Genomic DNA, 13,621 nt, shown 5'->3' with positions numbered 1-13,621 from the left:
ATGTCTGGCTCTAAGGACATCGCCGCCCATGGCCGGTCCGATACCCGCTTGGGCATCGGCACGTGCATCGGCTTCGGGATCGGCACGGTGGGCGTGTCGATCATGCTCAACACGGTGACCACTTACTTCCCGGCGATGATGTCGACCGTGCTGGGCCAGTCGCCCGAGATCGCCGGCTACCTGCTGATGATCTCCAAGCTGGCCGACGCCGTGATCGACGTCGCCATCGGCAGCCTTTCCGACCGCGCCCGCACCCGCTGGGGACGCCGCAAGCCGTTCCTGCTGGCGGGGGCGCTGCTATCGGCCATCTCGTTCGTTATGCTGTTCGCTCCGCCCGTGATGTCCGAAGGCACGCTGCTATTGTGGATGATCGCCGGGCTTGTGATCTATTCGACGGCGTACTCGCTGTTCAACGTGCCGTACATGGCGCTGCCTGCGGAATTGACCGACGGCTTCCACGAACGAACCCGGCTGATCTCGTTCCGTACCGTGTTCGTCTCCATCGGCCAGCTGCTTGCCATGGCTGGTACGGCGTGGCTGATCCAAAGCGGCGGCGCGGGGCGTTCGGGCTTCGCAACGATGGGTCTGGTCATGGCGCTGATCATCGCAGGGTCGATGACGGCAACGGCGCTGGCCGTGCCGATCAAGCACGGCACGGCTCCGCAATCGGGCAAGCACCTGCCCGGATTCGCTCAGATCCGCGCCATCGCCCGCAACCGGCCGTTCATGATGCTGCTGGGCGCGAAGGTGTTCCAGTTCCTGTCGTTCGCTTCGGTCGCGTCGACGATGTTGCTCTACATGCTCAACGTCGTGGGTGTCGGCTACAGCGGGCAGATTGCCTTCGCGGTAACCCAGAACGTGATCACCGCGCTGGCCATGCCGTTGTGGGTCTGGACCGGCAAGCGCTTCGGCAAGCGCCGCACTTATCTGGCGGGCGTAGTGCTGTTCTGCCTGACCACCCTGAGCTGGCTCTTCGCCGACCATTCGATCACCACGCTTGGCATCGTCTTGCGCGGAATCTTCGGCGGCCTCGGCTCGGGCGCGATCATCCTCATGTCGATCTCGATGCTGGGCGACACCCAGGCCTACGACCGCCTTCTGACCGGCGAGGCGCGCGAGGGCCTATTGTCGAGCGCCATTGCGGTTATCGAGAAAGTCAGCTTCGCACTCGGCGTCGCCGTGCTCGGCGTGTTCCTTCATGCGCTGGGCTACGTGCCGACCACCGGCGGTGCCATCGTCACGCAGCCCGCCAACGCCATTCTGGCACTCAAGCTGGGCTTCTCGGTGATCCCGGCGATGATGTTCGCGATCAACGGCCTGTTCCTCTGGGCCTATGACCTCGACGAAGACAAGCTCGCCGCTGCCCGGCTGGAGACCAACGAAGGCACCGGGAACGCGCTGGCATGATCGACTCACCGAACAGCGGAGATTCCGTGCTTGACCGGACAAGTCCCAAGGATGGCGCGCATTCTGCCGCGATGATGCAGTCACCTTCGATCCACCGCGCCTACACGCGTTGCCGCCACGGCCAGATGCACTACCGCATCGCTGGCCAGGCGCAGGATCAGCGCACTCCGGTCGTGCTGCTTCACCAGAACCCTTCCTCATCCTACGAGTACGAGCCGCTCATCCGTGCATTGGCGACCGACCGTCTGGTCGTCGCCCTCGACACGCCTGGCTACGGCATGTCGGATGCGCCGCCGGCCCCACCGGGTATGGCGGGCTATGCCGCCGCGTTCTCCGACGCGCTCAACGCTCTGGCGGAAGAAGGCGTGCTGGAGGGACCGGTGGACCTCTACGGCTTCCACACCGGCACGCTGCTGTCCTGCGAGTTGGCCATCGCCCGGCCGGACCGGGTGCGCGCGCTGGGCCTCACCGGCATTCCGATGTTCGACGAGGCGGCGATCGCACAGCGCCTTGCCTCCGCCGAAAGTTTTCCCAAGCCGGACGAAGATGGCGCTGTGATCGGCGACCTGCTGTCCAAGCTGTGGACTTACGTCGTCACCAGCCGGGACAAGGCGGTGCCGCTCGACAAAGCCGCGTTGAACTTCGCTGACAAGGCCCGCGTGCTGGACCGCTTCACCTGGGCCTACCGGGGCGTGTGGTCGTGGGACTTCTCGCGTCTCGAACAGGTCACCCAGCCTGCGCTGCTGATCCAGCCGGCCGAGGACCTTCATTCCGTTTCACTGGAAGCTGCCGCGCGCATGCCTTCCTGCCGCGTGGTCGAACTTCCCGATCTCGACCGCGATATCTTTGACATTGCTCCGGAGCGTATTGCCCATGAACTGCGTAACTTCCTTGACCGCGTCTGACCTGCCCGTGGCCGAGGTATCGCACTCGGTCCTCCATCCCGAGTTCATCGCCGCTGAAGTGGCGCGCCGCTATCCCGTCAAGGGCGAGCTGACCTGCTTCCTGCTTTATCGCGGCATGAACGACGTCTATCTCGTGCAAGACGAAGAGACGAAGTACGCCCTGCGCGTCTGGCGCAAGACCTATCGCGATGTCGACGACGTCGCCTATGAACTCGATTTTCTCGACTACCTGCGGCAGCAGGGCTTCCCCGCGTCGGTCGGGGTGCCGCAGCATGACGGCAAGCTCTACTTCAAGGTCGTATCTCCCGAGGGCGAGCGCGCCATCGCGCTTTACGACTGGGCGCCGGGCGTGAAGTTCGGCGACTGCCTGTCCGAAGAAACCGCCTTCAAGATCGGCGCGGCCATGGCCCGCATGCACCTGCTCGGCGATGCCTGGGCTGGCCCTGACCACACGTTCTCGACCGAGACGGCCAAGGACTACAACATATGCATGCCGGCTCTGATCGACTTCGTCTACGACCGGCCCGACGACCTGCGCGACTATCCGGTTATCGCCGCGAACCTCGACAAGCGGCTCGATGAACTGGCCGCCTCGGGCAAGGTGCCGCTGGGCGTGTGCCACCGCGATTTCCACCCGAGCAACGTCCATGTCGCCCAAGACGGCGCCATTACCCTTCTCGACTTTGACGCCGCGGGTGAGGACTTCCTCATGCAGGACGTACAGAATTTTGTCTGGGGCAACCTGTTCTACGGCTTCGACCCCAAGATCGGCGAAGCCTTCGAAGACGGCTACCAGTCGGTCCGACCCTTCACCAAAGAAGAGACAGAGAATATCGAGCTGTTTCTGATGGCAAAGGCGCTGCGTCTCATCGCAGGCATGGCGCATAGTTCGACTGCGGTGGGACGCGGCACGCTGCGCTTCCGCAATCTCGACTGGTTGGGCGATTACGTGAAGACCCGCGCCCGCGCCTGCGGCCTGCTCTGACCATGACCGAAGGCAGAGGGGGCACCGTCGCGCTCGATCTGGCCGACGCTCCGGCGAACACGCGGGCGATGATCCGCACGGCGGATGCTCCGGCGGGCCTGGGATCATGGCCGGGCGGAAAATCCGCCTGGCTCATGGTCTTCATGCTTTTCCTAGCGGGCGTGCTATCGGTCATCGACCGTGCCGCGCTCAACATCCTCGTCGATCCGGTTCGTGCCGACATCGGCATCGGGGACGAGCAGATCGGATTGCTGCAGGGCCTCGCCTTCGGACTCTTCTATGCTTTCATGGGCTTGCCGATGGGCCTGCTGGCCGATCGCATCTCGCGCCGCAACCTGATCGTCGCCGGCATCGCGTTGTGGAGCATCGCGACGATCGGCAGTGGCCTTGCGCAGACATTCGGCTCGCTGTTCACTGCCCGCCTTATGGTGGGCCTGGGCGAAGCTGCTCTCGGCCCTGCGGCTATCTCGTTGATCGCCGACCTGTTCTCGCCCGCGCGGCGTGGACGGCCGATCTCGCTCTATATGATGGGCCAGGGCCTTGCAAACGGCATCGCCATTTCGCTCACCGGCCTGCTGGTGACGGCGGCAGGCGCCGGCGCTTTCCTCGGCCTGCCGGTGATCGGACATCTCGTGCCCTGGCGCATCGTCTTCGTGGTGTTCGGCGCCAGCGGCCTCGTCGTGGCGCTGGCACTGCTGGCCTTCACGCGTGAGCCTGCCCGGCAGACCCAGGCTGCCTCAGGTGCGGCCGCACGGATACCGGGCGCAGCGGAGGCGGCGTACTTCTGGCGCAATCGCGGCGTGCTGCTGCCGCTCTACTTCGGCTTCGCAACGTGCTTTACGGTTGCCTACGGCGGTTCAGCCTGGGCGCCGACCATGCTGCTGCGCGGCTACGGCGCCGACGCGGCGTTTCTTGGCAAGTGGCTGGGTCCGCTATCGATCCTGTTCTCGGCGATCGGCCCACTGATCGGCGGGACCATCCTCGATCGTTCGATGCGCTCGGGCCGGACGATGGCGCGCTTCGCGATCCTCTCGATCGCTCCGTTCTTCGCGCTACCCTCGGTCCTCGCCGTGATGGCGGGCGAGCTTCATTTCGCAACCGTGCTGGTGGCGTCGTCCAATGCCGTGTTTTCGGTGATCGGTACGGTGATGTTCGCGACATTGCAGTCGGTCGTCCCGCCCCGCATGCGCGGCAGTGCCATCGCGCTCACGCTCGTGCTGAACACCATCATCGGCGCCACGCTCGGGCCGCTCATGGTCGCCAGCGTCACCGAGCGGGTCCTGCACGATCCGGCGCAGGTCGGATGGTCGATCGCGATGGTCTGCACTCCGTTCCTGCTGATCGGTGCAGTGCTCTATGGGTGGGCTGGACGCGCCATGCGCCGCGCAGCCGCCCGCGGCGACAGCGAATGCGCGGGCCTGCTGTCCAGCGGAGCCAATTGATCGGTAAATCCAATCCGGGGCCGGCGGGATCATCCGGCCCCGCAACGTTACGAAGGGGGAACAGCGATGACGGTCGGTCGAATTCTCAGGACGACGGGGGGCCTTCTCCTCGCCGTGGTCATCGTGCTGGCGCTGGTGCTGCTAACGATGCGGCTAGGCTGGTGGAACCCCTCATATGAGAGCGTGAAGGCCGCTCAGGCCACCCCGCCCTCGACTTTCGAGCAGGTCGGCACCGCCAACCTCCACATCCGGGACGAAGGCCCCCGTGACGGCCCGGTGGTCATCATGCTTCACAGTTCGATGACCAACCTGCGCGAATGGGATGGCTGGACCGATGCGCTCAAGGACAAGTACCGCGTAATCCGCTTCGACTGGCCTCCCTATGGTCTTTCGACCGACAGCGCGCCCTCCACCGGCATGCCCGGCGTTGTCGCGCTGCTGGAAAAGCTGGTCGAGAAGAAGGGCCTCAGCCGCTTCGCCCTCGTCGGCACCTCGAGCGGGGCGACCGTCTCCACGCTCTACGCCGCGAAGTACCCCGCAAAGGTTACCGCGCTGGCGCTTTCGGCGCTGCCTCTCAAGGCTCCGCCGCCCAGCGATTTCAGCCGCGTGATGTGGTCCATGGTCTGGACTCACGAGACGCTGGTGCCCAACTATTACCCGCGCTTCTACTACCGCCGTGCGCTGTCCGAACTCTACGGCAAACCCGAGCGCCTGACCGACGAAACGGTGAACTGGTACTACCAGACCAACACCATTCCGGGCGGATTCGCCCGCGTGAAGGAATACTACGAAGCCAACAAGAAGGCCGTCTGGGCCAAGGGCGCCACCGACGATGCGGCGAAGGTCAAGGCACCGATCCTGCTGCAGTGGGGCGACGTCGACCCCGTCCTGCCCAAGTATCTCGCCGCCGATGCGGTGAAGGAGTTCTCGGGCACTAAGGTCGAGGTAATCCACTACCCCGATCTCAGCCACTATCCGATGCTGGAACTGCCGAAGGAGACCGCCACGGATCTGCGCGCCTGGCTTGACCGGACCGTCACCCAGTGACCGCTGCATGCGACCTGTCCGGCACCTGGGCCCTGCACGGGAGCACCCTGGCTCCCGAAGGCGACACTCTCTACGAATGGGACGGTGAGATGACGCTCGCCGCCAGCGAGAATGCCTTTGCCGTCGCGATCGAGACCAAGGGCTTCAAGACGTCGCGCTCGATCAGTTTCGCCGAGAAACTCACCGCCCTGCCTTCGGGTGAATGGCACTTGCGCTATGGCTACGAAGCCGATCCCGAGCACTTCGCGACGGAGAGCCACACGTTCTTCGGCCTTTCCCAGCTCACCTTCGCGCCGGATCTTCGGAGCGCACAGGGAACCTCCTGCAATTATAACGGGCGCTACGTGGTCATGCGGTTGCAGGCTACGAGGAAGTGAGGGGCGCGACGGCGCGATCGCTCGCCCGCGGGCTGTCGCTAGCGGTTCTCGCCGTCTCATCAGCCACGGCCCAGCCGGAGCCACGGCATCTCGATGACGCTGCACTGCGCAGCCGCTACGCGCTTGCCAGGTCGCGGTTCGCCGAAATCGACGGGGAGACGGTTCACTACGCCGCCGAGGGCAAGGGGCCGGCAATTCTGCTGGTCCACGGTTCCTTCGCCAGCCTGCGCCAATGGGACGACTGGACTAAGAAGCTCGCCCGTCACTACCGGGTGGTGCGCTTCGACCAGTCTCCCGCCGGCCTCTCAGGCCCCAGCCCCACGGGCGACTATTCCATCGAGCACCGCATCCGCGTGATCGACGGGCTGATGGACAAGCTGAAGATCAAGCGCTTCGTCATGATCGCCACATCCAGCGGCGGCCTGCCCGCCGCCGCCTATGCGGCCGCCCGGCCACGGAGCGTGCAGGCACTGATCCTTAACAACATTGCCACAGGGCCGGTGAAGTTCGATCCTGACAGGTTGTCCCCAGCGCTCAGGGCCGCGCTGGCCGAAGACCGCGCCCACCCCGGTTGGCACTCGCCGGAATATTGGCGGGAGATCCTGCTAGCCAACGTCACGGATCCCTCGCGCATAACACCCGAACTGGTGCAGCAATGGACCGACCTCAACAGTCGCCCGCTGCGGGATCCGGCCGTCGGCAAGGCCGTGGCCGCCTCGACCTCCTTCGGCCGCACTCCGGACGATTTGCGCAGAATTACGGCGCCCACCCTTCTGCTATGGTCGGCGGATGACCACGAGACCACTCTGGATCGCGACGGGAAGCAAGCGCTCGAACTGCTCGGGAGCACCGACAAGTCGCTCGAAGTCATCGAGAATTGCGGCCACATGATGCCCTTCGACTGCCCGGATCGGGCGCTGGACCACATCTTGCCCTTCGTGAAACGCACCGCTGCCAAATAGCAAGGCCGCGCCCGGCAGGGCACGGCCTTGCTATTTGCGATGGAACGCGGATCAGGCCATGGTCGGTTCCGTCGCGGCCAGCTGAGCATCGCGCTCCGCCACCTTCGCGCGCAGGAGCGGAATGAGGTCCCGGCCAATCGCGATCACGTCCTCCACCGGATCGAAACCACGCAGGATGAAGGCGGAGACGCCGGCATCGTAATAGTCCATCAGCGCATCGGCCAGCTGCGCCGGCGTGCCCACCAAAGTGCCCGAATTGCTCTGGCCACCGCGAAGTTGGTTGATGCCGTTCCAGAAGCATTTCTCCAGCCGATCCCCGCGAGCCGCCAGTTCGGCGGTGCGCTTGAAACCATCGGCTTTCACGGCGGCTGTGTTGGGCGCCAGCTTGCCCATGTTCGCAGCCACGGCCTCTCGAATTTCGTCAGCCTGCGCCCAAGCCGCTTCTTCGGTATCGGCAATGACAATGCGGATCGACATCAGGAAGCGCGGAGAGCGGCCATAGGGCACGGAGGCCTCGCGTACCTTGCCGACCACTTCGGTCATGCCCGCAACCGTGTCGGACAAGGTTGCGAAAGTGTCGCAGTATTCGCCCGCCACTTCGAGCGCTGCCGGGCTCATGCCCCCAAAGTAGACCGGTACCGTGCCCTGCGTCGGTTTGATTGCCGCAAAGCCGCCGTTGAAGCGGAACCACTTGCCCTCATGGTCGAAAGGCTTCTTATCGGTCCACATCCGGCGCAGGACCGAGATGTATTCCTTCGCGCGATCGTAGCGCTCCACCTTGGTCTGGTAATCGCCGTCGGCCTGCGTTTCTTCGTCGCTGGCCGCGGTGATGATGTGAACGCCCACCCGGCCCGGCATCAGCCGGTCAAGCGTAGCGAGCATGCGCGCGGCCATTGTCGGCGGGATGAAGCCGGGTCGATGTGCCAGCATGACGCCGAGACGCGTGGTATTGGCGGCGACGTATCCGGCGATGGTAAAGTTGTCGGGCATGATCGCGGCATTCGCGACCAGCACCTTGTCGTAACCCCAGGCATCGTGGAGCTTTGCCATCCTTGCGATACCTTCGGGATCGAACGTCTCGAAGGGTACGGGATGCGTCTCGCTCGAAATGTTGTGGTTGAGCAGACCGTTGATCTCGACCGGCATGAGCCCAAGGCCCTCCCTGTAATATGCTGAGAGGCAAGTCTAAATCCGGCCGAGACGGCGCAAAGCCACCGCTTCCGGGTATCCGACAGGTGGAACGGCGTTGCCGGACCACCTGTCTCAAGACATTACTTCGTCGCCGAGCAGGCGTACCAGCTGCCGATCATCGCGCGTCCTTCGGGATGGCCCTCGGTGAAGAAGTCCGACCGCTCCGGCTTGAGGAAGAACGTACCCTTGCGGTAGCCGACCAGTACCGCTTCCGGATCGAACCCGGCGTCCACGGCGACCTTCATCCAGTCGGTTCGGGCGAGCGAGGTCATGAACGGTTCGTTGTTGTAGTGGCTCTCGAAATCGCAGCGCATCTGGTCCCAGAGCGAGAGATGCTCGTGACGCGGAGGCACGTCCACGTGACACATGATCCCGCCTTCGCGCAGCAGGCGATGGCTTTCCCTGAAGATGCCGCGCATGCCCTTGGCCGAAGTCTCGTGGAGCACGGCCGAGGAGCAGACGAGGTCGAAACTGCCGTCCTCGAAGTCGGTATGCTCGGCATCCTGCTGGCTAAAGTGGATCGGAGTGCCCATCGCTTCGGCGCGGGCATGGCCGTAGCGCAGCATCGGCGCGCCCACATCGAGCGCGAAGACCTCGGCGTCGGGGAAGGCCTGCGCGATCGCCACGGTCGAATGGCCGACCGAGCAACCGAGGTCGAGGATACGCCTGGGCTTGAAGTCCGGGTAGAAGTCCTGGACATGGCTAGCGAGCGTATGGCCGCGCCCATCGTTCTTCCAGCCGCCATTGAGGTTGCGCAGGTATGTGGACGCGAACCGGTCGTAGAGTGCTCCGGCACGGAAATCGCCGTCCGCGGTATCGACAGTATAGCTGCCCGGCATGCGGTGATGGTCGAAAGACGAGATGTAGCGCGGGATTTCCAGATCCGGATTCAGGCGCAGGCTGCCCTTGGGCTCGGCCACCTGGGCTTCGACCTTGGCCGAAAGCTCGTCGAACTGGCGGTCGATGGCGCCGTCGAGCGAGAGCCAGATGCGGTCCTGGTAGAACAGCGAGAGCGTCAGCCAGTACTGGTGCAACGGATGCGCCTCCAGTGCCGCGCGGATCTGCGTGCTGGACGTCGGCTTGCTGCCGGTTTTCTTCTCGATTCCGGGGACGATTACTTCGTCCAGCAGCCGACGGTCAAGCGGGTCCATGTTCTGGCTGGTCCATGCGCGCATGGCGAGGAAGTGATCCTCCATCGCCTGCTCGTCATGGTTGGACTGCGGCATGACGGCGTGGCCGAAATGTTCCTGGCGGTACTGTTCCATGTCTAGGGGCTCCCGTTGTGGCTTAATCGCGGGTCACGGCGTCGAGGACGCCTTCATAGTCGTGCTGGTCGGCTAGTGCCTCGGGCATCAGCTTGTCGCGAGCAGTGCCCAGCACGCGGTCGTAGATACCTTGCCGGTAGGCACCGCGATAGGCGCGCGCCTCGGTATCGGGAGCGAATGTGTCGATGTCGGCCGGTCCATGCAAGCCTGCTGCTTTCAGCAACCGCTCGTTCGCGTCGAGCCGGTCCTTAAGCACGACCACCTCGCCCATCAGCGCCAGGACCAGGCCCGCGAGAGCATCCATTGTGCCGCTTTCGAAAACCACCGGCTGGCTGCCCTTCGACCGCGCCTTGCGGTCGAGGTTCGTGCGCTCTGCCATCAACTCACTCCATCAGTTCGAAACGGAACACGTTGCCGGTTCGGGCAACGATGTCCTTCTTGTCGAGATCGGGGCCATGGGCCTCCTCGGTCACCGCGTCCTTCGCCTTGAGGTCGTAGCCGGTCTGGCTGGACAGGATGACCACGAGATCGGTCCCGTCTTCGACCGCGAAGGGAAATTCGTGCCAGGTGCCCAGGTGCATGGCGAAGCCCGCCGTCCCGTCGAACCGGAAGGCGCGGACCTGCCCGATGTCGGGAAGCTCGCCCTCGCTGGGCGGTGCCATCACTGCCACGAAAGGCTTTCCGCCAAGCGGCAGAAACGCCTGAGTGTGCTGGAAATGCCGCTCCATGTAGCGCACTTCGCCGGGTCGCCGGTCCATCTGCGCCAGCGTGACCTCCACCGGATGCTCACACAGGAAGCGAGCGGGATAGCTCATCTTCACCGCACCCTTATAAAAATCGACCGAGACCGGCCTGACCGGCGCTTCACGGCCGATAACGGCGCCGAATGGCGCCAGCGCCTCGGGGGTCGCCGGCTCGACCAAGAGGTCGATCACGGTGCATTCGCGCATGGAATTGCCGCCATCCTTGGTCATCGGTGCCCTCGTGGGTATTCGCCGCCTCTGTCCTGCGCGATCATGCGCGGTGGATTGCAGATTCGAGCGGGGATCGGACTGTTTGATCGCTGGCCGGATAGCCGAAGGGTGGATAGCCTGCGCCCGGCGGTCGCCACCGCCCGCCGCATTGGCCAAGCCTTAATGTTCAATAAGAGAAATTTCGGGTGTTTTGATGAGCAGCGTGATTGTCCAGGAACGGTTGGTTTCGGCCTTGATCGAGGCCTTGGGGGCCGATGCGGTCATCCAGGAGGGCGATGCGCTCGCCTATTTCTCGAACGACGTTTATCGCGGCGGCGCCGCTCCGCAGGCGGTCGTGCGGCCGGCCAGCGTCGAGGCGCTGCAGGAAGCCGTGCGCATCTGCTCCGTAGCCGGCGTCGCCATGGTTCCTCGTGGCGGCGGTGCGTCCTATACCGATGCCTATATCCTGCCCGAGGGCGGCCACGTCCTGTTCGACACTGGCGCGCTCGATGCCATCGTGATCGACGAACAGAGCGCCGTCGTTACCGTGGAAGCTGGCGTGACCTGGATGGCACTGAAGACCGCGTTGGATGCCAAGGGTCTGCGCACGCCGTTCTGGGGGCCATTTTCGGGCATCGCCGCCACCGTGGGCGGCAGCGTAAGCCAGAACACCCTGAGCCACGGCAGTACCGCGCACGGCATCTCGGCGCAGTCGGTGCTGTCGATGGACGTGGTGCTTGCGAGCGGCGAGGTGCTCTCGACCAGCGCCAGCGCCGCCATGCGTTTCTACGGGCCCGATCTTACGGGCCTTTTCACCGGGGATTGCGGCATCTTCGGCATCAAGGCCCGCATCCGCCTGCCGCTGCTTCCCACGCTCCCGCATTTCGAAACCCTGAGCTTCGCCTTCGAGAGCTTCGCGGACTACCACGCCGCCTCGCGCAAGGCGGCGATGGCGCGTCTCGACGATTCGCACTTCGGGCTGGACCTCGCGCTGTCGCAGGGGCAGATCGGCCGGCAGGACGGCATGGGCGCGCGCCTCAAGATCGCCGCCGAAGTGCTGCGCAAGGCACCGGACAAGATGAAGGGTATCGCCCAACTGGTCCGCATGGCCATGGCCGGCGAGAACCCGATGCGCGCGGGCGCCTACATGTGCCACTTCATCATCGAAGGTTTCGATGCCGAAGAAGCTGCGCACAAGGCGAAGATCCTGCGGCGCATGCTCTCCGGGCTCGGCCGCGAGATCGCCAATTCGATCCCGACTTTCGTTCACTCGGTGCCCTTCGCGCCGCTCTTCAACGTGCTCGGCCCCGGCGGCGAGCGCTGGGTGCCGATCCACGGCGTGCTGGCGCATGACAGGGCGGTGGGCTTCGATGCCGCCTACCAGGCGATGATCGCCGTCCGAAAGACAGATATGGACCGGCTGGGCGTGTGGACCGGCACGATGTTCTCGCCCGTGGGCGCCACAGGTTTTCTCTACGAAGTCGCGTTGTACTGGCCGGACGACCGGACCGCCTACCACCGCACCGTGCTGGGCGGAGACTATCTCGCACAGCAGCCCCACTTCGCCGCCAACGAAGAAGCGCGCGCTTATGCTGACGATCTCAAGCGCGCCATCATCGCACTCATGCAGGAGCACGGCGCAGGTCACTTCCAGCTGGGCCGTGCCTATCCCTACCGGCAACGGCTCTCGCCGCAGGCGATCTCGCTGCTTGGCGCGGTGAAGGCCGAACTCGATCCCCAAGGCCTGATGAACCCCGGCGCGCTGGGGTTCTGAGCAAACCCGGCTGAGCGGCGCCCTCGAAAAACCCCGGCAGGATCGCATCCCACCGGGGTTTTTATTGCGCCGGATATTGCCGGATCAGCGCTTCATGAGGCGGGCCGGCAGCGCGTCTGTCACCACTGCGTCGAGGCGGCGACGCGCCTTGCCGCTGCCCGCTCCAAACCCTTCCAAGAATAGTGCAGCGCGCTGGTTCGCCAATTCCAGCGGCGCCAGTTGCCGAGGCCCGGGCTGCGCCGGATCGCAGATTGCGCCGCCGAAATAGTGGTTCGCCCCTTCGAGCACGAGGCCGTAGCGCTGGCCGCCCGGCGCCGCTGCCTCGAACGGCGCAAGATGTGCTTTCCAGCCATCTGCGGTTTCGGGGGTCATGCCGGGCGGGATGTCGAGCGTACCGGTCTGGATCAGCGCCGGAACCCCAAGCGCGCCGTAGCCCTGCTCGGTCACCAGAACCGAGATAGGGGGCGGCGGCGAGAAGGCGATCACTGCCTTGGCCAGACGCGGCATCAGCGGCAGTTGCAACCCTTCGGGTGGCACGGGCTCGGCGCCTCCCATCATCGTCGCGACCAACCCGCCATAGGAATGGCCGGCAGCCACGAACGGTTCGTCGCCGACATGCACGATCAGCGCGCGCATGTCCTCGATCCGCGCCTTCCAGCTGGCGAGGCCCTTGAACTGCGCAGTCTGCGGATGCTCGGTCGAATCGACATGCAGCGGCGCTAGCACCCGCCAGCCTGCCGCGACCCATGGGCCGACAATCAGGCCGTAGTATTTTGGCGCCGATGCGGCGCCGTGCGAGAACAGGATCGTACCGCGCATCCTGCCAGCAGGGCGCCACTCGGTAACGGAAACCGCCCGGCCTTCCGCAGTCCTGAGTTCGATGACGGAGGACGCTGGCACCGTCGCAGAGAGAGCGGGGCGCGCCACAAGCATGCCGGCGACGGCAGCGGAACCAATCAGCAGCGACCGCCGCGAAAGCGAAAGGTTGTCCGGCACGATCAGGGCGCCGGCTTCTTGAGATAGGCGATGACGGCCTTGCGCTCTTCGGGCTTGGACAGGCCTGCGAAGACCATCGACGTTCCTGGGACAACGCTGGCCGGGCGGGTCAACCACTTGTCGAGCGTCGCGTCGTTCCAGGTCACGCCCGACTTTGTCATCGCGGCGGAATAGCGGAAGCCCTTGACCGCAGCGGCCTTCTTGCCGACCACGCCCGAGAGGTTGGGGCCGACCTTGTTGGCTCCTCCGGCATTCACGGTGTGGCAGGCCATGCAGCGCATGTACACGCGCTTACCCGCTGCGGCATCGGCTGGCGG

The 13,621-nt window shown here is 64.9% G+C and carries 14 protein-coding genes; 8 read left to right on the top strand and 6 right to left on the bottom strand.

Features of this window, described 5'->3' with window-relative positions; genetic code table 11:
- The 7 genes from PMI02_RS03925 to PMI02_RS03895 all read left to right on the top strand — a co-directional run bounded on the left by PMI02_RS03925 (position 1) and on the right by PMI02_RS03895 (position 7,125).
- Positions 1-1,407 (top strand): MFS transporter, encoded by a 1,407-nt coding sequence (locus PMI02_RS03925; RefSeq protein ID WP_157222359.1) that lies wholly within the window; start codon positions 1-3, stop codon positions 1,405-1,407.
- Positions 1,404-2,312 carry an alpha/beta fold hydrolase gene (locus PMI02_RS03920; protein WP_238538977.1) on the top strand — a complete coding sequence of 303 codons (909 nt, stop codon included), beginning with the start codon at positions 1,404-1,406 and terminating at the stop codon, positions 2,310-2,312. Before PMI02_RS03925 ends, PMI02_RS03920 begins: the two co-directional genes overlap by 4 nt.
- Complete coding sequence (locus tag PMI02_RS03915; protein WP_238538976.1) at positions 2,299-3,297, top strand: phosphotransferase enzyme family protein; 999 nt, start codon at positions 2,299-2,301, stop codon at positions 3,295-3,297. The genes PMI02_RS03920 and PMI02_RS03915 overlap by 14 nt, the downstream gene beginning before the upstream one ends.
- Positions 3,298-3,299: 2 nt before the next feature.
- A complete protein-coding gene (locus tag PMI02_RS03910) occupies positions 3,300-4,739 on the top strand; it encodes an MFS transporter (protein WP_007679055.1) in 1,440 nt (479 codons plus the stop codon).
- A 66-nt stretch (positions 4,740-4,805) separates the two neighbouring features.
- Positions 4,806-5,786: an alpha/beta fold hydrolase gene (locus PMI02_RS03905; protein ID WP_007679053.1), complete on the top strand. Its 981-nt coding sequence runs from the start codon at positions 4,806-4,808 to the stop codon at positions 5,784-5,786.
- The gene (locus tag PMI02_RS03900; RefSeq protein WP_007679052.1) at positions 5,783-6,163 is read left to right on the top strand and encodes a hypothetical protein; all 381 of its coding nucleotides are present in this window, start codon (positions 5,783-5,785) and stop codon (positions 6,161-6,163) included. The genes PMI02_RS03905 and PMI02_RS03900 overlap by 4 nt, the downstream gene beginning before the upstream one ends.
- A complete protein-coding gene (locus tag PMI02_RS03895; protein WP_007679050.1) occupies positions 6,160-7,125 on the top strand; it encodes an alpha/beta fold hydrolase in 966 nt (321 codons plus the stop codon). The genes PMI02_RS03900 and PMI02_RS03895 overlap by 4 nt, the downstream gene beginning before the upstream one ends.
- A 51-nt stretch (positions 7,126-7,176) precedes the next feature.
- On the opposite strand, the gene PMI02_RS03890 is transcribed toward PMI02_RS03895, so the two are convergent.
- The 4 genes from PMI02_RS03890 to PMI02_RS03875 all read right to left on the bottom strand — a co-directional run bounded on the left by PMI02_RS03890 (position 7,177) and on the right by PMI02_RS03875 (position 10,555).
- On the bottom strand, positions 7,177-8,271 hold the full coding sequence (locus PMI02_RS03890; RefSeq protein WP_007679048.1) for an LLM class flavin-dependent oxidoreductase: 1,095 nt from the start codon (positions 8,269-8,271) through the stop codon (positions 7,177-7,179).
- Positions 8,272-8,396: 125 nt separating this feature from the next.
- Positions 8,397-9,581, bottom strand: coding sequence for a class I SAM-dependent methyltransferase (locus PMI02_RS03885; protein WP_007679046.1), 1,185 nt, complete (start codon positions 9,579-9,581; stop codon positions 8,397-8,399).
- 22 nt (positions 9,582-9,603) lie between these two features.
- Entirely contained in the window at positions 9,604-9,960 is a 357-nt protein-coding gene (locus tag PMI02_RS03880) for a hypothetical protein (RefSeq protein ID WP_007679045.1), read from the bottom strand.
- Between the two features lie 4 nt (positions 9,961-9,964).
- Complete coding sequence (locus PMI02_RS03875) at positions 9,965-10,555, bottom strand: ureidoglycolate lyase (protein ID WP_007679043.1); 591 nt, start codon at positions 10,553-10,555, stop codon at positions 9,965-9,967.
- 193 nt (positions 10,556-10,748) lie between these two features.
- Between PMI02_RS03875 and PMI02_RS03870 the strand changes: the two genes are divergently transcribed.
- Positions 10,749-12,308 carry an FAD-binding oxidoreductase gene (locus tag PMI02_RS03870; RefSeq protein ID WP_007679042.1) on the top strand — a complete coding sequence of 520 codons (1,560 nt, stop codon included), beginning with the start codon at positions 10,749-10,751 and terminating at the stop codon, positions 12,306-12,308.
- An 84-nt stretch (positions 12,309-12,392) separates the two neighbouring features.
- On the opposite strand, the gene PMI02_RS03865 is transcribed toward PMI02_RS03870, so the two are convergent.
- On the bottom strand, positions 12,393-13,127 hold the full coding sequence (locus PMI02_RS03865) for an alpha/beta hydrolase (RefSeq protein WP_238538975.1): 735 nt from the start codon (positions 13,125-13,127) through the stop codon (positions 12,393-12,395).
- 179 nt (positions 13,128-13,306) lie between these two features.
- Positions 13,307-13,621: cytochrome c family protein (locus PMI02_RS03860; RefSeq protein ID WP_007679038.1), on the bottom strand; the 315-nt coding region annotated here is incomplete at its 5' end.

It is taken from the genome of Novosphingobium sp. AP12, from assembly GCF_000281975.1.
Lineage (GTDB): Bacteria > Pseudomonadota > Alphaproteobacteria > Sphingomonadales > Sphingomonadaceae > Novosphingobium.
Note: the sequence above shows the minus strand (reverse complement) of the source record. Positions and strands in the feature narration are given on the sequence as shown.